Genomic DNA, 20092 nt, shown 5'->3' with positions numbered 1-20092 from the left:
TGTGCGCAGCGCACAAGCCTTCCCCTTGCCGATCCAGGAGCCCCTTCCATGCAGCGCACCGCGCCCCTCTTCCGCTTTCGCCCCACTCCCCTTGCCCTGGCTGCCGCACTGGCGCTGGGTATCGCCGCTGTTCAGCCGCTGACGGCACATGCGCAGACAGCGGCATCCTCGCAAGAGGGGGCACGCAGTTTTTCGATTGCAGCGCAGCCGCTCGCCCAGGCGCTCAATGAGCTGGCACGCCAGGGCGATCTGCAGCTGGGCTTTCCGGCAGGGCTCGTCGCTGGCAAGACGGCGCCCGCCGTGTCGGGCAATCTGACGCCCCAACAGGCGCTGGACCGTTTGCTGGCCGGCAGCGGCCTGCAGGGCTCGGTCAAAGACCGTGCGGTGCTGGTGCGGCCCGCAGTGCCTACAACGCCCGCCACATCGGCAGACCCGGCGGGTACCGTGGTGCTGCCCACCGTCTCGGTCACGGCCGCAGCGCTTGAAGGCCTGCCCGGCCCCTATGCCGGTGGCCAGGTGGCGCGCGGCGGCAAGGTGGGCCTGCTGGGCAACCGCGATGTGATGGACACGCCCTTCAGCACCACCCAGTACACCGCCAAGCTGGTAGATGACCAGCAAGCGCAAACCATTGGCGATGTGCTCGTTAACGACCCCTCGGTGCGCAACACCTATGGGCGCAATGCGGGCCGTGAGGAGTTCAACATCCGTGGCTTCACCGTCTTCAACTACGACGTGTCGTACAACGGCCTGTATGGCCTGTCGCCCCGCAATGCAGCCTCGCTGATCGGGGTGGAGCGGGTGGAAGTGCTGCGCGGCCCCAGCGCGCTGCTCAACGGCATGGCGCCTGCGGGCTCGGTGGGCGGCGGCATCAACCTGGTGCCCAAGCGCGCCGGGGCCACACCGCTCAACCGCGTCACAGCCTCATACGCAGAAGACAACCAGTTTGGCGTGCATGCGGATTTTGGCCGCCGCTTTGGTGCCGACCAAGAATGGGGTGTGCGCCTCAACGTCGCCAAGCGCTCGGGCGACACGCCCATCAACGGCGCCAGCGAACGGGTCGATGCCTTGGCGCTGGGCCTGGATTACCAGGGTGAGCGCGTGCGGCTGGAGGCCGACATCAACTACCAAAAGCGGGTGACCCATGGCCGCAGCAGCCTGCTGTTCCCGCCCGCAGCGGGCATACCCATTGCAGCGGCGCCAGACAACAAGATCAACTTCCAGCCGTCCTGGAGCTACTGGGATGCCAAGGAGCGCGCCGCCATTGTGCGCGGCGAGCTGGACATCAACAGCAACCTGACCGCCTACGGCGCGCTCGGTGCGATGGGCTATGACTTTGACAGCCTGCAAACCACCTCGCAGCTGCAGGATGCGCAAGGCACGCTGATGGCCCGGCCCTACCGCCTGAAAGAAGCCGTGAACACCCGCACCGCCGAAGTGGGCCTGAAGGGCAAGCTGCAGACCGGCAGCCTGGGCCATGAATGGGTGCTGAGCACCAGCGCCTATGCGCAAGACAACGGCCTGCTGCGCCAAAACGGCAGCGTGTATGCATCCAGCATTTACAACCCGGCGGACATCGCCAAACCCTCGATCAGCCTGGGCGACAACCTGCCCCGCACCGGCGAGACCCGTATGACCAGCGTAGCGCTGGCCGATACCATCTCTACGGCCGACAAGCGCTGGCAGCTGACCCTGGGCGCGCGCCACCAGGAGGTGCGCACCCGCACTTTTAACGGCACCTCCGGCTTGGAAACCGCGCGCTACGACAAGTCCGCCATCACGCCGATGGCCGCTGTGCTGTTCAAGGCCACGCCAGGCGTCTCGCTGTATGCCAACTACATCGAAGGCCTGTCGCAGGGCTCGACCGCGCCTGAAGGCACCGCCAATGCCGGCGAGATCTTCGCGCCCTCTAAATCCAGGCAGGTGGAGCTGGGCGCCAAGTTCGACACCGGCATCTTTGTCACCACCGCCAGCCTGTTCCAGATCAGCCGGCCCAGCAGCTTGCTCGATGCCTCGACCACGCCCTCCACCTTCCGCATGGATGGCGAGCAGCGCAACCGCGGGCTGGAGATCGTCACCCAGGGCGAAGTGCAACGCGGCCTGCGCCTCTTGACCGGCGTGGCCTTCACCCAGGGCAAGCTGACCAAGACCGAGGACGGACTCAACGATGGCCGTACGGCCCCGGCCACCCCCAAGGTACAGATCAATATCGGCAGCGAATGGGACACACCCTTTTTGCCCGGCCTGACCCTGACCGCCCGCGCGCTGCACACCAGCAGCCAGTATGTGGATGTCGCCAACACCCAGCAGCTGCCTTCGTGGAACCGCTTTGATATCGGCGCGCGCTACCGCTTCAATGCCGGCAACACCCCCGTCACCCTGCGCTTGACGGTCGAGAACCTGATGAACAAGAACTACTGGCAATCCGCCGCCCGCGAAGGCCTGACCACCGGCGCCCCGCGCACCGTGCTGCTGTCGGCGTCGACGGAGTTCTGATTGGGCCTTAACAAGGCGGCAGTCGCTGCCCGGCCCCGCAAGCCTGCGGCGGGCTGGGCGGTAACATCGCGCCTGCTCGCTGGCGGCCTGGGCGGCTATGCGCTGGCCCAGCTGCTGCCGGTGGCGCTGGTCGCCAGCATCGCCCCCGCGCTGCCACGTGCCGATGCGGTGCTGGTGGCGATGCAGCTGAGCTTTGTGGTGTATGCCGCTGCGCTGATGGCGGCATTTGCCGCCCGCAGCCCAGGCCGCGCCTGGGCCGGCATGCTGCTGGCCAGTTTGGCGAGCGCATTCGTCGCCTGGGTGGCGCTGTGAGCAAACCACCGCCCCCCAAGCGCCCGCTGCGCCCTGCGATGGCGGGCGTACACACCTGGGCCGGAGTGCTGTTGGGCTGGCTGCTGTACTTTATGTTTGTCACCGGCACCGCTGGGTATCTGGATACCGAGATCGACCGCTGGATGCGCCCCGAGCTGCCCGCCGCCAGCTACCCGCTACCGCCCGAGCCGCAAGCCGCGCATGCGCTGGCCTATCTGCAAGCCCATGCGCCTGATGCGCGCAGTTGGTCCATCCAGTTGCCAGTGGACCGCAACGAACCCTATTTGCGGGTGGAATGGTCACCACCCAACCCCGCGCTGCCCCAGCCCGTGTGGCTGGATGCGCAGACCGGCGCACCCATCGCCGTGCGCGACACTGCGGGCGGCCAGGCGCTCTACCAGCTGCACTGGCGCCTGCACTACCTGCCCCCGGCGCTGACGGAGTGGGTCATAGCCATCGCGTCCATGGTGCTGCTGTTGGCCCTTCTCACGGGCATCGTCGCGCACCGGCGCTTTTTTGCCGATTTCTTTACCCTGCGGTTGGGCAAGGGCCAGCGCTCCTGGCTGGATGCGCACAACCTCGCCAGCGTCGCCAGCCTGCCGTTTCAGCTGATGATCAGCTACTCGGGCCTCGTGTTTGTGATGTTCTCGTTCATGCCACTGATCGCCAGCGCCTGGTACGGCCAAGCACCGGGCGCAGCGGTGCGCAGCTTTTATGGCGAGCTGTTCCCGCCGATGGCCGCTGCCCCTGCCTCCGGCCAGCCGGCGCCGCTGACCGCCATCGCCCCGCTGCTGGTACAAGCCCAAGCCCGGTGGCAGGGCGCGCCCGTGGCCGTGCTCACGGTGCAGAACCCGGGTGATGCCAATGCCCGCATCAGCGCCATCGGCAACTTTGCTGCAGGCCCCGTGCGCGAGGCCGGCATCCTTGTGTTTGATGGCGTCAGCGGCGCCTTGCTGGCCGAGCGCCCTGCGCGGCAATCTACCCCGCGCGCCGCCCGTGACCTGTGGCTCGGCCTGCACGAAGGCCTGTTTGCAGGCGCAGTGCTGCGCGCGCTGTACCTGCTGTCGGGCCTGCTCGGCTGCGTGATGATTGCCACCGGCATGGTCCTCTGGTCTGTTAAGCGCCAGGCGCGCCAGCCGAGCGCCGGGCATGCTCTTGTCAGCCGGCTCAACCCTGCGGCCATTTTGGGCTTGCCCGTTGCCATTGCCGCCTACCTTTGGGCCAACAGGCTGCTGCCCAGCGGCATGGAGGGGCGTGCGCAGTGGGAGCTGCATGCGCTGTTTGCCGTTTGGCTCGCCGGCTTTGCGTATGCGGCCTGCACGGTGCCTGCCAAAGCTTGGCGCTGGCTGGCCTGGTGCGCAGCGCTGGGCTTTGGCTTGCTGCCCTTATTGAATGCCGCCACCAGCGATCGGCACCTGTTCCAGTCACTGGCTACCGGCGATGCGGTGATGGCGGTCATGGACCTGGGATTTTTGGCGCTGGGCCTTGCGTTTGCCGGGTGCGCGGTGGCCATTCAGCGCCGCCAAAGGATGCTGCGGTAATGCTAGCGCTGTCCGCTTTGTGCATGCTGCTGGGCCTGGCAGCGCTGGCCTTGGCAATGGACCGCCATGCCGCGCATCTGCCTGTGGCTGGGTCGGGACTCAAGGCGCGGCGCTGGCTACAGGTGCTGGGCGCGGCGGGGCTGGTCGCTTCGTTGGTGTGCATCCTTGCGGTGATGGACAGCGGCCTGGCGTGGATCACCTGGCTGGGCCTGTTGGCGCCTGCCACGCTGTGCATTGCACTGGCCATGGGCTGGGCTGTGCGCGGTACCAAGGCACGTAAGCGCTAGGCGTCACAGCCATCCGAAGCACCCGCACGAAGGTACTAGCAACCGCTAGGGACCCTCTGCAAAACTCCCTGCCGTGGTCTGAACGCGGTCTCGGGCGATCCGCTGCGTTGTCTTCCTTGTCAATAGCTACGGCTATTGACTGCAAAAGACGCCTTGCGCCTCATCCCGATCCGCGTCCATCCCGCTTGGCGAGGGTTTTGCAGAGCATCCCTAGGCCACCACCAAAACCCGCGCTGCTACACTGCTCCCGACCCCACTCTCCACCCCCCGAGCCTTGGCCCAAGCACCCCACAATCGCGCCGCTCTGCGCAAGCGCAAGTCCAGCTGGTCATCACTGCGCATGCCCCAGCACATGGCGACCACCTTGCAAAAAAAACACTGGCTGCGCCTGCACGGTCTGTGCATGGGGCTGCTGGTGTTGCTGGTCATGTGGGCCGTCACGGCAGCGCTGCTCCATTCCGGGGTTACGTCGATGGCGCTGCGCTATGCCGTCAGCTTGGGCGTGGGCTATGCCGTCTACCTGCTGGTGCTGCGGCTGTGGGCGGCCTACTTGGTGCGCAATGCCTACGAGCGCAAGCGTGAAGACTCCTGGGTCGATGGCATCGACCCAGTGCCTGATCTGCACGTGGGCAAAGGCGCACCCGATTGGGCATCGGGCGGAGGCGGCAACTTTGGCGGTGGAGGGGCGTCGGGGGATTGGGCAGATGTGGACGTATCGTCCGCTGCATCCGGGGCATCCAGCTCCTGGACCGATGCCGTCGATGTGGTCGATATCGGAGGCGGCGATGAAGGCATCATCATCGTGCCGATCCTGGCGGTGTTTGCCGGGCTGCTGCTGACCTTCTTTGGCTTTGGCGCGCTGATGTGGCTGTACTTTGGGGTCGATGTGCTGCTGACTGTCGCAGTGGAGCTGGCGTTTTCGATGATGACCGCCCGCGCGCTGGTGCGGGTAGAGCGCGCAGGCTGGCTGGCCTCCGCCGTGCGCTTGACCTGGAAGCCGCTGCTCGGCGCCCTGGTCTGCGCCGTGGCGCTGGGCGCACTGGCCGACTGGTGGGTGCCCGATGCCTACACCTTGCGCGAAGTGATCGCCCATATCCGCGGCACACGTTAATCACGGCGATAGTACTGGCCAGACCTTGGCCTACCCAGCGCCGTAACCCAGCCGGTTTATGCTGGGCCCTTGCTGGCCGCCACGGCTTCCCCTCTCATTCATTACAAGGACTGTTCATGCCCATCGTCGTTACCGCCCAGGACACCATCCAGATCGGCGCCGCCGAGCCGATGCAAGGCAATGCACCCGAGGGCAGCTATGCAGCAGTGTTTGAAGACGATGGCGACACCGGCTACTTCTATGCGCTGGATTTTGCGAATGCCGAGCAACCCATCCAGAACGCGCTGCACATCTACAACGTGGCCGATGTCTCGGACAAGCACCTGCCGTCCGAGGTGACGATTGGCTGGTCCACCGATGGCAGCAAGGTCGTGCTACTGATCAATGGCTACCCGCATGCGGTGTTTGATTTTGCGGCCAAGCAGGGCTACTGCCGCACCGCCTTTCCGCCGCCCGATGCAGATTCCGGCTGGAGCGGCCATGACTGGTCCGACGATGCCGTCGAACTGTTCGCCACCGAAGCCTGACACCGCAAGGCGCGCCCGTATGCACAGCCACCAGTTTGCGCATTGGCCCTTTGCCGATGCGCACAACACCGCCAGCTTTTCTACAACCAAAGTGGTACGCGAGCATCTACCAGTGTTGATGGTCTCGCATGATGCCGATGGGGCTTGGCAGTTTCTGGACGCCACCACTGACGAGCCCGGCGAGGCCCTCTTGGTCTGCATGGGCTGCATCTATGAGCGCGACCAGAGCCTGGAACAAATCGCAGACCTGCCATTGGGTTGGAGCGCCTGGCGCCAGGAAGTGGGCGGCACCTGGGAGCGTGCCGAGAACCCGCCCGAGGACGACGATGAAGATGACGGCCACGCGGTCTGAAGCCTTTTGAACCTGCGCCCCAAGCCAAGCCACCTCTCACCCGAAGACCGCCGCCATCCCTTATTCTTGGGGTTTTGTTCAGCCCAAGGCCCGCATGTCCTACACCGTCCAACACGAAGAAGCCGATTCCAAAGGCGCCTTCTTTATCACCCGCGACGCCACACGCGTCGCCGAGATGACCTACAGCCGCACCAATGCCACGATGATCATCATCGACCACACGGAAGTCGATGATTCGCTGCGCGGCGAAGGCGCCGGTCGCCAGCTGCTCAATGCGCTGGTGGCCTGGGCGCGCGAGACGCATACCAAGGTGCTGCCACTGTGCCCCTTTGCCAAGGCCCAGTTCGCCAAGGATGCGGCGCTGCGCGACGTGCTGTCGTGATACGCCTAGGGCAGAGCGCATCACGACTCTCTGCCCCACATACCCATGCTCAGTGGGTAGCCCAAACTTCACGGAATGCAGCGCCAATGGCTATCCGCTGAGCTGTCCTCAGCCCTTACCTTAAAAGGGCATCTGGAAAATCACTATATCCATATAGCTAGGCATCGGAGTCTTAGTAAAGGACCGCCTGCATAACAGGATATAAAAGCAGCGCTATATTGCTTTCTGGAATTCCAGCTCATAGCTTGGCATTCCAACACCGCCGCCCGCTGCAGATTGTTCAAAGCGCAATGTCTGCGCATCATCCCGCTTGGCGAATTCCTCCAAAATAAGCGCCATCATATAAAAAATATGACGCGGCGCTGCCATATATGCCATACCTTTACGAGCCGGCATGATCGTTCGATGGCCTCCGTTCTTGGCCATAGAGATAGGCCAGCCCTCTTCGAAAATACCCAAAACAGGCAAGTACAAAAAGGGGTCTTCTGAGCGCGGGCCGAAGACAAGATCAGATGAGAATCCTGCAAAAGGGGTTGTGGCATAAAACGCCTTCATCTGGATATCGGCGAAATCGCGATTCACAGTATCACTTCGCCAAGATTGAATGCACAAATAACGTGCATCGCCACCAACACCTGCTGGAAATCTCACAAAGCGGTACTCCTGTTGCGCGGCTGCTATCTTTCTAAAAAATCTTGCGATGCTAATGAAGCTGGAATGATGCACCACTATCCCAGGCAAGACCATGTGCCCAACACATCTTTGGCTTAAATTTATCTTTATCAAGGGATAGTTACTTACCATGGCTGGGCGATTCATTAAAAATCAAACTCACGTAGCTTTTCCGCTGAAGATCGAAACATCACTTCACGATGAAAAATACTGCATCAAATGCATTACCCCGGGGATACAAAGTATCACCCAGACCACGAAAATTAACCATTTCTTGACTTGCATTTTCAACGCAACTACCCTTAAAAAACAGAACCATCACAAACGAAAGTAGAACAAGGCCAGCGACATCAAAACCAATGCAGCAACGATCTTGCCTCTATTTTCATTTGCAGCTTTTGCAACGGATGTCAGATTAGCCAAACAAGCTACAGACGCCAAAAATGAGAACAATGCTCCGCCATAGTATTTATGCTCAAGCCCCTGTACTGCGAACAAAATTAATATTGGGGATATAAGCAGAAATTTTTTCATCAGTACCCCCTTAGCATCAAACTTGGTGCAGGCTAAATCTTAATTTTGCACCTGATACCCGATCCACCATCTGAACAACAAAACAAGAAAAAAGGAAACAAGCAGATATATGGTCAAGGCCACATTTTTGATAAAAACATCAGACAGCAAAGGATCCGCGAGCCAAATCTTAACGGGGAATACAGAGACAGGAAGCAAATAAAGACAAGTATCGAGCTTTGATTGCTTCAAAATCGCCCCACAACTGCAACAGTTTTTCATAGCACTAAAAATCGCTTTCCAAAACAGGAATTCTCCGCAATTTTCACATCTACCTCTCATACCGCCTCCTGAGCTTGTTGTGCTTTTTTAGTCCAAATAGCCACTAGAGTCATAAATTATATTAAGAAACCAGCAGCAACCCCCAAGGAAAAGAAAGGAAAAATGGCACCATCCAGCAGAAAATACTTTAGCTTATCCTCATCAACCCGTCTAAGCCATTGCACCTCGATCAAGGCCAGCAGCATTCCGAGACCAAATGCCTTGAATAGACTCAGAGCCGGCAAGGAAGCTATAAATCTTATAAAAAAGCAGGTGCACAAACCAAGCAAAACAACGAGTAAGGGGAAGAAAATTGAATTGAATCTGTGCATGACGGGCAGCCCTGGCTACATTACGCGCTTCCCCAATAATGGAAAGCCGCGACGCCCTGCACTATTGCATAACTTGCAGGGCCATCGCCTCATAAAGCCCTGACGAAGATCAGCGCTCAAGCGCTCCGTCAACTCGGCTCTCTCCGTCGCAGCAGCGAATAGCTTAGAACGAGGGCTTCGCACCCGTCCCCAACACCCCATCCCGCAAGCGCGCCAGCGCCCCATTACCTAAAGCCTGCACGTTGTAGCAAAGCCCAATACGGCGTTTCAGCTCCACCTCCAGCGGCTGGGTCTGCACACCCGGCACCTCTTGCGCGAGCGACTCAGGCACGATGGCGCTGCCCACACCGGCCGCCACCAGGTCCAGCGCCAGCGAGAAATTGCCGGCCAGCGCGGCGGGTGAATCGCCGCGGCTGCCATAGAGGGGCAACAGGCGCTGGTGGCTGGCGTGGGTGGGGCAGACGATCCAGTCCATGGCAGCGTCTTGCGCGGTATCCGTTACGTTGCCAGGCACCAAGGATGGGGCAGGCAGGGCCAGCACATAGCGCTCGCTCAGCAGGGGCAGGAACAGCTCGTCCTCGCAGCGCAGCTCTTCACTGGCCAGGCGCGCATCGCCCTCGCATTGCGCGAGCAGATGCAGCTGCAGGTCGGGCACGCATGCGCGGGCGGTAGCAGCCAAGTGCTGCACGGTGCTGCGGGCGACATCCTCTTCGACGCCAATGGTCAGGCGCTCACGCTCGTCACGTTTGCGAAAGCGCTGGGCCAGGCCATCGGCCTCGGCCACCATGCGGCGCAACTGGGGGTAGAGCGCGCGGGCGTCGTCCGTCACTTCCACACCCCGCGCCTTGCGCACAAACAAGGCCGTACCCAGGGCCTCTTCCAGCAGGCGGATGCTGCCCGACAGCGCCGGCTGGCTCAGGTGCAGACGCTGCGCGGCAGCGGTGATATTGCGCTCTTCGAAAACGGCAACAAAGGCGCGGAACTGGCGGTAATCCATGGCAAGCCATCAGTAAAACGTATGGGTGAAAGAAGAATAAACCATTTTTCAAACGCCATACACTCGCTCTACACTAGATTCAGTACTGATTCATCAGAAAAATCTATTTCTTTGTAAGACTCGCAGATTATGCAAAACCGCAAACCTCTGATCGTCATCACCGGTGCCAGCTCGGGCATTGGTCTGGCTACCGCCCAGCTGTTTTCGTCGCTGGGCCACCCGCTGCTGCTGCTGGCCCGCCGGCTGGAGAACATGCAGGCCCTGAACCTGCCCGATACCCTGGCCATCTCCGTCGACGTGACCGACCGCGCCGCGCTGGCCGCTGCCGTGCAGCAAGGCGAAGCCCGCTTTGGCCCGGCCGATGCCATCGTCAACAACGCCGGTGTCATGATGCTGGGCGAGATCACGCGCCAGGACCCAGACCAGTGGGACCGCATGCTGGATGTGAATGTCAAAGGTGTCTTGAACGGCGTGCATGCGGTCGCCGCTGGCATGGTGCAGCGCCAGCGTGGCAGCATCATCAATGTGAGCTCGGTGGCCGGCCGCAAGACCTTTCCCAACCATGTCGCCTATGTCGGCACCAAGTTCGCCGTGCATGGCCTGACGGAGAACCTGCGCGAAGAACTGGCCGCCCACAATGTACGCGTCACCACCATCGCCCCCGGCGCGGTCGAGACTGAGCTGCTCGGCCACACCACCGATGACAGCATCAAGGCCGGCTACGAGGATTGGAAAACCTCCATGGGCAGCAAGGTGCTGTCGGCCCAGGATGTGGCCAACGCCATCCACTACGCCTATGCGCAGCCCGATGGTGTTTGCATTCGCGAAATCGTGCTGGCCGCTACCCGTCAACAAGCCTAAAAGCACCCTCTCTACCCCGGCCACAGCCTCCATCGCCGCCAGCATGCTGCGGCCTCGGAGGCATTTTTGTGGACGGCTGAAGATGCCCCACCCAAGCAAAACTGATCCTTACTATTAGTTTTAATTAAGTTGTTATCAAAATCTCCGCTTAATGGCTAGTATTTGTAGAAATACTAATACTTAAGAACCTACTGCTAAGCGCCTCGCTTCTGCAGCGGATCCATCACGGAGACAACATGAAGACAAGCTCGGGTCTCGATGTCCGTGCCTTGAAGATTTTCGAGGCGGTGGCGTCTTCGGGCAGCCTGTCCAAGGGGGCTGCGGCGCTGGGGGTCACGCAATCGGCAGTCTCGCAGACGATCACGCAGATCGAGGCGATCCTGGAGACGCAGGTGTTCGACCGCTCGCAGCGGCCCTTCAAGCTCACGCCGGCCGGCATTGCGCTCAGCCGCCGGGCAGGGCAGATTGTTGAAGACATGGAGCGCCTGGTAGTGCATGTGCGCGATGCCGATCTGGCCAGCCGCCCGGCGGTCCGCGTCGGCATGATCGACTCCTTCGCCGCCACCGCAGGGCCGGCCATCGTCAAGAAGGTCACCGAATCGGCCAGCCAGCTGCTGCTCTGGTCCGGCCTCGCCAACAGCCATGCGACGGCGCTGATGAAGCGCCAGCTCGACCTGATCGTCACGACTGACACGCTCGATGACGTCGACCACATCGTGCGCCGCTCCATCTTCTCCGAGCCTTTTATCGCGGTGATCCCCAAGGTGCGCGAGAAAGAGTTTAAGAACGCCGACCTCAGCACCCTGATCGAGAAGATGCCGCTGATCCGCTTCAGCGCCCGCTCCCACTTTGGGGCCCTGATCGAGCGCCACCTGCGCCGCCAGGGCTTCACGCCGCGCCCGTATCTGGAGATTGATACCTCCGACGTGGTCATGGCCATGGTCGCGGCCGACCTGGGCTGGACCGTCACCACCCCCATCTGCCTGCTGCAAGGCCGCACCTACAGCGGGCAGATCACCGCCATTCCGCTGCCCGGCGCCAGCCTGCACCGCACCATCTACCAGCTCTCCCGCGAGGGGGAGTATGTGGACATGGCCGAGAACTGCTTCCAAGTGAGCAGAAGCGTCATGGAGAACGACATCTTTCCCGATGTACGCCAACTGATCCCCTGGCTCAGAAGCGGGATCTCGCTGAGCTAGCCAGTCTTTGCACAAGCCTCTTTTTATGGCTGGGATGCGCCTGCATCCGCGCCAGGGGAGAGTCTTGTCCAGCGCTTGGCCAGCTCTTAAAAAACAGGAAATCCAAGGAGACAAATATGACCCTCAACCGCCGTTCCTTTATCCAGAAAAGCGCCGTTGCCTCGTTCGCCGGCGCGCTGTCGCTGCCCGGCTTTGCGGCAGAGCAAACCGTCAAATACGGAGGCTCGCCCTGGCTGGGCCACTACCCCGCCCACCTCGCAATGGCCGAGGGGTATTTGAAGGAGGTGGGCATCAACCAGGACTGGCAATCCTTTGCCACCTCATCGGCCCGCATGAGTGCCTTTATGTCCGGCGGTGTTGATATCGGCTGCGCGGGCATCGTCTCGGCGCTGGCGTTGATGTCGCGCGGCGCCAAGCAGTTCGCGATCATTGCGATCCCGGAAAACTTTGGCCGGGTCGAAGGCCTGGTCGCCCGCAAAGGCATCGAGACCGTGGCCGACCTCAAAGGCAAGAAGATCGGCGTAACCTTTGCATCCAGCACCCATCTGCTGGTGCTGGATGTGCTGGAGCAGGCGGGCATCAAACCCGGCGAGGCCGATGTGCTCAACATCCCCGGCCCCGAGCTGCATGGCGCCATCAAGACTGGCCAGATCGATGCAGCTGCTGCCTGGACGCCCCACTTTGACAACATCCTGCGCGAGCCCGGCGTCAAGCTGCTGGCCGATGATTCGCAGTTCAGCCTCTACAAGTCCTTCAAGGTCACGCCCGGCCCCGATGTGCTGCTGGTGCGCCGCGAGTTTGCCGTCAAGAACGGTGAGCTGGTCAAGCGCTACCTGTCGGCCTACTTCAAGGCCAGCGATCTGCTGCGCGAGCAGCCCGAGAAAGCCTCGCAGGCGCTGCTCAAGTTCACCGGTTTGACCATGAAAGAGCAGATGTCCGCCGTCACCGGCTCCGACTGGTACCCGCAGGCCCAGCAAAAAGAGCTGCTCACCGGCGAGTTTGTGCAAGGCCTGCAAAAGCTGGCCGAGATGCTGGTCAAGCACAAGCAGATCGACAAGGCCCCGGTCGTCAAAGACTGGATCGATGCCTCCTTCGTCTGAAGGCCGGAGTCTGCAACGTGATATCCAAATCCCCATCCCGCACGGCACTGGCCGCCACCAGTGCGGCCTCGGTGCTCATCTTCATCGCCCTCTGGGAGGCCGTGTGCCGCGCCGGCCTGGTCGATCCCATCTTTCTGCCGCCGCCCAGCGCCGCGCTGGGCAAGGCAGCCGCCATGCTGGGCGACGGCACGTTCTGGCCCCACATCCTGGCGTCTGCGCGCCGGGTGATGATCGGCTTTTTGGCGGCCACGGCCGTGGCCATTCCGCTGGGCATCTTCCTGGGCACCTCGTCGTTTGCCCGGGCGGCCTTCGATCCCATCCTGTCTTTTCTGCGGCCACTGCCGTCGATGAGCTGGATTCCGCTGTCCCTGCTGTGGTTCGGCATCACCGAGACGCAAAAGTACAGCATCGTCTTCATGGGCTGCTTTGCGCCAGCGATGGTCTATGTGATCGAGGCCACGCGCAATGTCGATCCGCTCTTGGTGCGCGCTGCGCAAAACCTGGGCGCCAGCCGCTGGCAGGTGATGCAGGAGGTGATCTTGCCCGGCAGCCTGTCGCAGATTCTGAGCGGCTTCAAGGTCATCCTCGGCCTGGCCTGGACCTGCGTGATCGCCGCCGAACTGGTCGCCGCCCGCGAAGGCCTGGGCTTTCTCATCATGAACGGCAAGGAGTTCTTCCAGACCGAAGTCGTCGTGCTGGGCATGGTGCTGATCAGCACCACGGTGCTGATCACCGACTTCTTCTTCCGTCTGATTGAAAACTGGGTACTGAGGTGGAAACAATGAACCAAACACACAAGGGCTCCATGATCTCCATCGAGGGGATCGCCAAGCATTACGGGGATTTCAAGGCGCTCGAACGCGTCGATCTGGAGATTGAAAAGGGCGAGTTCGTGGTGCTGCTCGGCGCCTCGGGCTGCGGCAAATCCACCCTGCTCAACCTCGTCACCGGGTTTGACAAACCCACCGCTGGCCGCATCGTCGTCAACGGCCGCGAGGTCAACAAGGTCGATCCGCACTGCGGCATGGTCTTCCAGCAGTACGCGCTCTTCCCCTGGCTCACGGTGATCGACAACGTCGCCTTTGGCCTCAAGATGAAGGGCATCGCCAAGGCCGAGCGGCTGGAGGTGGCGCGCCGCTTTATCGAGATGGTCGGCCTGCGGGGCTTTGAGGACAAGTACCCCAATGCGCTCTCGGGCGGCATGCGCCAGCGCGTCTCCATCGCCCGCGTGCTCGCCAATGACCCGGATGTGATCCTGCTCGACGAGCCCTTTGCCGCGCTCGATGCGATGACCCGCCAAGTGCTGCAGGACGAGTTGCTGCAGATCTACGAAAAGAGCAAGAAGACCATCATCTTCATCACCCACTCCATCGACGAGGCACTGCTGCTGTCCACCCGCATGCTCATCATGAGCGCGCGGCCCGGACGCGTGGTCACCGACATCCGCAACGACCTGCCCATGCCGCGCAATGCGCAGGTCCAACTCTCCCCGCGCTACAACGAGCTCAAGGGCCAGATCTGGGACACCGTGCAATCCGAAGTCATGCGCAGCCTGCAGGCCACCAGCCACTAACCACCACCACCCCATGTCCAAGCCACCTACTTTCCCGAGCTACCAAGCGGGCTCGGGCTGGAATGCCTTGCTCCCAAAAAGGCAAGCCCACACCCAGGCGCCCAGCGAGCGGCACTTTGATGCCATCGTCATCGGCGCTGGCGTCACCGGGCTGGCCGCTGCCCGCCGCATCGCCGAGCTGGAGCCACAAGCCCGTGTGCTGCTGGTCGATGCCAGCACCGTGGGCGACGGTTCCTCGGGCCGCAACTCGGGCTTTTTGATCAACCTGCCGCACAACACCGGCATGTCCGGCCACGGCAGCCCCATCGAGGTGGCGCGCAAGCAGATTGCGCTCTACAACACGGGCCTGGCCTGGCTCAAATCCCTGATCGACCAGCACCAGATCGACTGCGGCTGGAACCCTGTCGGCAAGTACCACGCCGCCGCCACGCCCGATGGCGCGGCCCGCCTCAAAAGCACGCTCCAGCAGTACCAGCAATGGGGCGTGGCCTATACCGAGCTGGGGCGCGAGGCCTTGCAGCAGCGCCTGGGCACCACGCACTACCACTACGGCTACCACTCGGACAACAACGTCTTTGTGCAGCCCGCCGCCCTGGTGCGCGGCCTGGCCGACAGCCTGCCCGCCAATGTGCAGCTCTGGGAGGGCGAGCCCGTGCTGTCGCTGCAAGAGGGCAAGCCCCACACCGTGCGCACCGCCAGCGCCGAGCTGACTGCGCCGCGCATCGTCATCGCCAACAATGGCTTTGCCAGCAAGCTCGGCTTTGCGCGGGATCGCGTGTTCACCATCTACACCTATGCGGGCCTCACCGAGCAGCTGGACGAGGAAGAGCTGCAAAAGCTGGGCGCCGAGCCGGAATGGGGCGTGATCCCCGCCAACCGCCTGGGCACCACCTTGCGCAAGGTGGCGGGCGGCCGCTTCATGGTGCGCAGCTCCTACTCGTACAACAGCGAAGAGCCGCTCGCCAACGTGCGCAAGGCCCTGCAGGCTTGCTACCAGATGCGCTACCCGCAGATGCGCTCGCATGCGCTGCCCTTGCTTTGGGGCGGCGTCACCGCCCTCACCCGCAACGGCGCGCTCTACTTTGGCCAGGTGGGCGATGGCCTCTACATCTCCATCGGCTGCAATGGTGCGGGCATGCTCAAAGGCAGCATGTTCGGCAAGCTGCTCGGCGAGATGGCCTGCGGCCAGCAATCCCCCCAGCTGGCCGATGCGCTGGGCTTTGAACGCCCCAGCTGGCTGCCGCCCGAACCACTGCGCCGCATGGCGATTGTCAGCACCATCCAGTACCAAAAATACCGGGCAGGTATCGAGCGCTGAGCAGCGCCAGCCCTTTCCATTGATTCAAGAGAACCACACATGTCCAACACCAACGCCAACACCCCCAACACCATCACCCGCATCGGCGGCAACCACCGCATGTCCCAGGTCGTGCGCCACGACAACACCTTGTACCTGGCCGGCCAGGTGGCCGACAAAGTAGAGGCCGGCATCAGCGGCCAGACTGAAGAGGTCCTCGCCAAAATCGACCGCCTGCTGGCCGAGCACGGCAGCCACAAAGAGCGCATCCTGAGCTGCCAGATCTACCTGGCCGACATACGCCATTTCGCCGAGATGAATGTGGTCTGGGACCAATGGGTCGCCGCAGGCCATGCCCCCGCCCGCGCCACCTTGGAGGCACGCCTGGCCAGCCCGGCCAAGCTGATTGAGATCTGCGTGGTGGCCAGCGCCAGCGATTAATCAATAGCAGGCAGCGCCCGCCATTGATGAGCCCTGCTCATGATGGCGTGCCACGCTGACCGTCTAGTCATCGCAAGACCGCAGGCCTACATTCGTAGGCATGAACTCTGATACCCCAACCCCCATCCCCACCCGCCCACTCGGCCGCAGCGGCCTGCAGGTCTCCGCCCTCGGTCTGGGCTGCATGGGCCTCAGCTTTGGCTACGGCCCCGGGCTCGATCGCGCCGCCGGCGTGCAGCTGATCCGCGAGGCAGCGGCCCGAGGCGTCACCTTCTTCGACACGGCCGAGGCCTATGGGGCCTTGAACGAAGAGATGGTCGGCGAAGCGCTGGCACCCGTGCGCAACCAGGTGGTGATCGCGACCAAGTTTGGCTTTAAGGATGGCGACTCCAAAGCCGGACTCGACAGCCGGCCCGAACGCATCCGCGCGGTGGTCCATGCATCGCTGCAGCGCCTGCGCACGGACCATATCGACCTGCTCTACCAGCACCGCGTCGACCCAGCCGTGCCGATGGAAGATGTAGCCGGCGCCGTCAAGGACCTGATTGCCGAGGGCAAGGTGCGCTACTTTGGCCTGTCGGAGGCGGGGGTGGATTCGATCCGCCGCGCCCATGCGGTGCAGCCGGTCGCAGCGCTGCAAAGCGAGTATTCGCTGTGGTGGCGCGAGCCCGAGCAGACCACCCTGCCGGTGCTCGAAGAACTGGGCATCGGCTTTGTGCCCTTCAGCCCGCTGGGCAAGGGATTTTTGACCGGCGCCATCAAGGCCGACACGGCCTTCAGCCAGAATGATTTTCGCAATGTCGTGCCGCGCTTTAGCACCGAGGCACGCCAGGCCAACCAGGCACTGGTCGATGCGCTGGGTGCCATCGCCCAGGCCAAGGGCATCACCCTGGCGCAAGTGGCCCTGGCCTGGCTGCTGGCCCAAAAGCCCTGGATAGCGCCCATCCCCGGCACCACCAAGCTGCACCGGCTGGAGGAGAACCTGGCCGCCGCCCATGTCGCTCTGGACAGCGCCGACCTACAAAGCATTGGCAAGGCGCTGGACGCCATCGCCATCGAAGGGGCGCGCTACCCGGCGCATCTGGCCCGGCTGGTCAGCCGCTAAGGGCGCAACGGGGTCTCGCCACTACGAGGCCTGCCCGTTGGCGCCACGGGCCCGCCGCTGCCGCAGTGCGGATTGGTGAAAGCCGAGATGGCGCAGCGATGGCTGCGACAGACAAGCGTACCGGGCGATCACAGCAGCAAGAGATGCAGCGGATCGCCCGAGGCCGCGTTCAAACCACGGCAGGGATTTCTGCAGAGGAATTCTCAAGCCATCCACACCGACGTCCCCTCTCGCCACGCCCGCAGCTTGGTCTTGGCCCTGGTTCGTTGTATGTCTTTGGCCCCGGTCGACGAACTCTGACAGCATCGTTAGCTCGACGCGCTATCCCTTCGCAAAAATCCGCAACAGATTGCATCTGCTTTCCGAGATCTCAAATTTCTAGCGTAAGTAAATATTACTTTCACATCTAGAAAAGGCGAATTTTTTAGGAGCACAGAAACTTGCACGTGCTTGTGCAATGGCACTTATTTGCAGGTTTTCTCGGAGCTGCAGCCTGTGCCAAGAAGATCTGTTTATTTATACATTGGCTAATAAACAAGCAATCCGTGGCATTTGTTAAATGGCATCAAACCCTATTTTTTGACCTATATCAAGTTTTAAGATTCGTGAGATTTTGACAATCTTTGACAAATGTGAATGAGTGCACGCTTCTTGAAAATAACGCCAAATAACTGCCTAAGCCCATGTTTTTCATCGGCTCTTACTAATACGAGAAATTCTGTATAGTAATTTTCACATTCTTTATAACTATGATAAAAAACCTCATCATAAATTTAAATACTAGATGAGGTGAGAGCATGAAATTAGGAAAACTGCTGGCGGGGATGCTGGTTAGCTTGCCGGCCATCGTGCTGGCGCAGGCGAATATCGAGAACGGTACCTTGCGCATGGGCATTCGCAATGATGGCTCGCTGATGCCCACCGAGATCAGCCCGCTCACGGGCATCACTTACTTGACGAGTGGTGCAGATGGGCTGACGCCAGGATGCTACTGCGAGGCATGGGGTGTGGCCGATGCAGTGAGCAATACCTCGGGCTACACCGGCGCCAACGTCGGTATTCAAGGGATCACCTCGGAGTCTTTCACCTCAACGGCCACGACCGCTACCGCTGTGGCCAATGCCTTTGGCACCTTCCGCGTCACCCACGCCTTTGCGCCTTCGAGCACGAGCAACATTTACGAGGTCAAGGTCACCATCGAGAACATCTCTTCCGCGCCGGTCGAAGCCCTGTATGGCCGCGCGATGGACTGGGATGTGTTTCCCACTGCGTTCAGCGAATACACGACGATCAAGCGCGGTAGCAGTACTGCCCTGGTCTTCTCCAGCGACAACGGTTTTCACAATGCCGACCCGTTGAACCCCGACAGCGGCATTCTGTTTACCAATCAGGATATTGAGGACAGTGGCCCTGAGGACCATGGCGCGCACTTCCGTTTCAACTTCGGCACCATCGCCCCCGGGGCCAAGGTGGAGTTCACTATTGGCTACGGCGCAGCAGGTAACCAGGTCGATGCCCTGGCAGCCTTGGCCACCTTTGGCGCCGAAGCCTATTCGCTGGGCAAACCCAGCCAGAACCCACCCGGCACCCCGAACACGGATGGGACGCCCAATACTTATATTTTTGCCTTCAAGGGCATTGGTGGTGTGCAGCTGATCGGTGTCGACGCGGTCGATGACTCGGCGCCTGCCGTTACCCGCCCGACCAGCGGCACGGTGACGGCCATCAATGTGCTGACGAACGACACGGTCGATGCCGCGCCGGCCACGACGAGCAATGTGACCTTGGCGGCTGTGGGCACCTGGCCTGCAGGCATCACGGTGACGCCGGATGGCAATGTGCTGGTGGCTTCTTCTGCTGCACCGGGTGCTTATACGGTGAGCTACGAGATCTGCAGTACGGTGCAGGCGACGCAATGCGCTACGGCTACTGTTACGTTGGAGGTGACGGCGCCGGTTGTGGTGGTGCCTAAGGCGGTGCCAGTGGGAAATCCTTTGGTGTTGGCAGGATTGGGGTTGTTGTTGCTGGGCTTTGCTCGCCGCAAGCTGGTTTGAGTGCCTGCTTTTTAGATAAGCACTGAGCTGGATGCCCCGTGGCTTTTGCCTGGGGCATTTTTTTGGCTTGTTCTTTGGCTTGTTCTTTGGCGAGTGTTTGCCTGTGCATGGGCCTGCGGCGCTGCTTAGTTTTGCTGGCCGGTGTTCGCCCGGCGGGCGAGGCACTTTTCTTGCGCAGCCAAGAAAAGTTCCCAAAAGAAGGCTGCCCCTGCTGACTGCGTCCCTTCGCTTCGCTGCGGGCAACCTGTGGTGCTCGGGTATGGGCTGCACCGCGAAACTCACTACGCGCTGCGCGCTCCGTTCAAACAGACGCGGTGAGTCAGTTCACGATGCAGCTGCACTCTGCGGTGCAACTGCCCAGCCCATACCCTGTGCTCCTCGGCGCATTCAGAAGGGGGTTGAGCAAACATGGGCCATCGCTGCGCTCGGCCCCGAAAACTGGCCGAGCGCAGCGACGACCTGTTGGCTGTTGGCTGTTGGCTGTTTTCTGCATCCCCCCCTTTTGCATGCGCCTGGGGCGTGGCGTTTGCGGGGTGGCGCTGGCACCGCAGAGTGCCAGCGCTTCGTCAACTAGCTTGCCGCGTCTGTTTGAACGGAGCGCCTTGGCGCGTAGAGAGTTTCG

General features: G+C 61.6%; 20 protein-coding genes. 17 read left to right on the top strand and 3 right to left on the bottom strand.

The features are described 5' to 3' along the window. The first annotated feature begins 48 nt into the window (after positions 1 to 48). From HS961_RS03075 to HS961_RS03040, 8 genes are all read left to right on the top strand, one after another. Positions 49 to 2493, top strand: a complete 2445-nt coding sequence (locus HS961_RS03075) for a TonB-dependent receptor (protein ID WP_182326323.1) — start codon at positions 49 to 51, stop codon at positions 2491 to 2493. Then, entirely contained in the window at positions 2494 to 2805 is a 312-nt protein-coding gene (locus tag HS961_RS03070) for a DUF3649 domain-containing protein (protein WP_182326322.1), read from the top strand. Further along, the gene (locus tag HS961_RS03065) at positions 2802 to 4346 is read left to right on the top strand and encodes a PepSY-associated TM helix domain-containing protein (protein WP_238347762.1); all 1545 of its coding nucleotides are present in this window, start codon (positions 2802 to 2804) and stop codon (positions 4344 to 4346) included. The genes HS961_RS03070 and HS961_RS03065 overlap by 4 nt, the downstream gene beginning before the upstream one ends. After that, positions 4346 to 4633 carry a DUF3325 family protein gene (locus HS961_RS03060; RefSeq protein WP_182326321.1) on the top strand — a complete coding sequence of 96 codons (288 nt, stop codon included), beginning with the start codon at positions 4346 to 4348 and terminating at the stop codon, positions 4631 to 4633. The genes HS961_RS03065 and HS961_RS03060 overlap by 1 nt, the downstream gene beginning before the upstream one ends. 274 nt (positions 4634 to 4907) lie before the next feature. After that, positions 4908 to 5744 (top strand): hypothetical protein, encoded by an 837-nt coding sequence (locus tag HS961_RS03055; RefSeq protein WP_238347761.1) that lies wholly within the window; start codon positions 4908 to 4910, stop codon positions 5742 to 5744. 116 nt (positions 5745 to 5860) lie between these two features. Then, on the top strand, positions 5861 to 6271 hold the full coding sequence (locus HS961_RS03050; protein ID WP_182326320.1) for a DUF2251 domain-containing protein: 411 nt from the start codon (positions 5861 to 5863) through the stop codon (positions 6269 to 6271). A 19-nt stretch (positions 6272 to 6290) separates the two neighbouring features. Beyond that, entirely contained in the window at positions 6291 to 6623 is a 333-nt protein-coding gene (locus HS961_RS03045; protein ID WP_182326319.1) for a hypothetical protein, read from the top strand. Positions 6624 to 6717: 94 nt separating this feature from the next. Next, entirely contained in the window at positions 6718 to 7005 is a 288-nt protein-coding gene (locus tag HS961_RS03040) for a GNAT family N-acetyltransferase (RefSeq protein ID WP_182326318.1), read from the top strand. A 213-nt stretch (positions 7006 to 7218) separates the two neighbouring features. Here the strand turns inward: HS961_RS03040 and HS961_RS03035 are convergent, their stop codons facing one another. The 3 genes from HS961_RS03035 to HS961_RS03025 form a co-directional block, all read right to left on the bottom strand. After that, positions 7219 to 7824 carry a hypothetical protein gene (locus tag HS961_RS03035; protein WP_182326317.1) on the bottom strand — a complete coding sequence of 202 codons (606 nt, stop codon included), beginning with the start codon at positions 7822 to 7824 and terminating at the stop codon, positions 7219 to 7221. 171 nt (positions 7825 to 7995) lie between these two features. Next, positions 7996 to 8211: a hypothetical protein gene (locus HS961_RS03030; RefSeq protein ID WP_182326316.1), complete on the bottom strand. Its 216-nt coding sequence runs from the start codon at positions 8209 to 8211 to the stop codon at positions 7996 to 7998. Positions 8212 to 9006: 795 nt separating this feature from the next. Beyond that, positions 9007 to 9840 carry a LysR family transcriptional regulator gene (locus HS961_RS03025; protein ID WP_182326315.1) on the bottom strand — a complete coding sequence of 278 codons (834 nt, stop codon included), beginning with the start codon at positions 9838 to 9840 and terminating at the stop codon, positions 9007 to 9009. Between the two features lie 129 nt (positions 9841 to 9969). Here HS961_RS03025 and HS961_RS03020 point away from each other — a divergent pair, with 129 nt between their 5' ends. The 9 genes from HS961_RS03020 (at position 9970) to HS961_RS02980 (ending at position 19470) form a co-directional block, all read left to right on the top strand. Next, entirely contained in the window at positions 9970 to 10701 is a 732-nt protein-coding gene (locus HS961_RS03020) for an SDR family oxidoreductase (RefSeq protein WP_182326314.1), read from the top strand. 236 nt (positions 10702 to 10937) lie between these two features. Then, complete coding sequence (locus tag HS961_RS03015) at positions 10938 to 11900, top strand: LysR family transcriptional regulator (protein ID WP_182326313.1); 963 nt, start codon at positions 10938 to 10940, stop codon at positions 11898 to 11900. 116 nt (positions 11901 to 12016) lie between these two features. Further along, positions 12017 to 13000, top strand: a complete 984-nt coding sequence (locus tag HS961_RS03010) for an ABC transporter substrate-binding protein (protein ID WP_182326312.1) — start codon at positions 12017 to 12019, stop codon at positions 12998 to 13000. Positions 13001 to 13047: 47 nt separating this feature from the next. Beyond that, positions 13048 to 13785, top strand: a complete 738-nt coding sequence (locus HS961_RS03005; RefSeq protein ID WP_412101649.1) for an ABC transporter permease — start codon at positions 13048 to 13050, stop codon at positions 13783 to 13785. A gap of 20 nt (positions 13786 to 13805) precedes the next feature. Next, positions 13806 to 14573 (top strand): ABC transporter ATP-binding protein, encoded by a 768-nt coding sequence (locus HS961_RS03000; RefSeq protein WP_182328094.1) that lies wholly within the window; start codon positions 13806 to 13808, stop codon positions 14571 to 14573. A 13-nt stretch (positions 14574 to 14586) separates the two neighbouring features. Further along, complete coding sequence (locus HS961_RS02995) at positions 14587 to 15891, top strand: NAD(P)/FAD-dependent oxidoreductase (protein ID WP_182326311.1); 1305 nt, start codon at positions 14587 to 14589, stop codon at positions 15889 to 15891. A 39-nt stretch (positions 15892 to 15930) separates the two neighbouring features. Further along, positions 15931 to 16311, top strand: a complete 381-nt coding sequence (locus HS961_RS02990) for a RidA family protein (protein ID WP_182326310.1) — start codon at positions 15931 to 15933, stop codon at positions 16309 to 16311. A gap of 124 nt (positions 16312 to 16435) precedes the next feature. Continuing rightward, positions 16436 to 17416 (top strand): aldo/keto reductase, encoded by a 981-nt coding sequence (locus HS961_RS02985; RefSeq protein WP_182328093.1) that lies wholly within the window; start codon positions 16436 to 16438, stop codon positions 17414 to 17416. A 797-nt stretch (positions 17417 to 18213) separates the two neighbouring features. Next, positions 18214 to 19470: an Ig-like domain-containing protein gene (locus HS961_RS02980; protein WP_182326309.1), complete on the top strand. Its 1257-nt coding sequence runs from the start codon at positions 18214 to 18216 to the stop codon at positions 19468 to 19470. Positions 19471 to 20092: the final 622 nt, after the last annotated feature.

It is taken from the genome of Comamonas piscis, from assembly GCF_014109725.1.
In the GTDB taxonomy this organism is placed as follows: domain Bacteria; phylum Pseudomonadota; class Gammaproteobacteria; order Burkholderiales; family Burkholderiaceae_C; genus Comamonas; species Comamonas piscis.
Note: the sequence above shows the minus strand (reverse complement) of the source record. Positions and strands in the feature narration are given on the sequence as shown.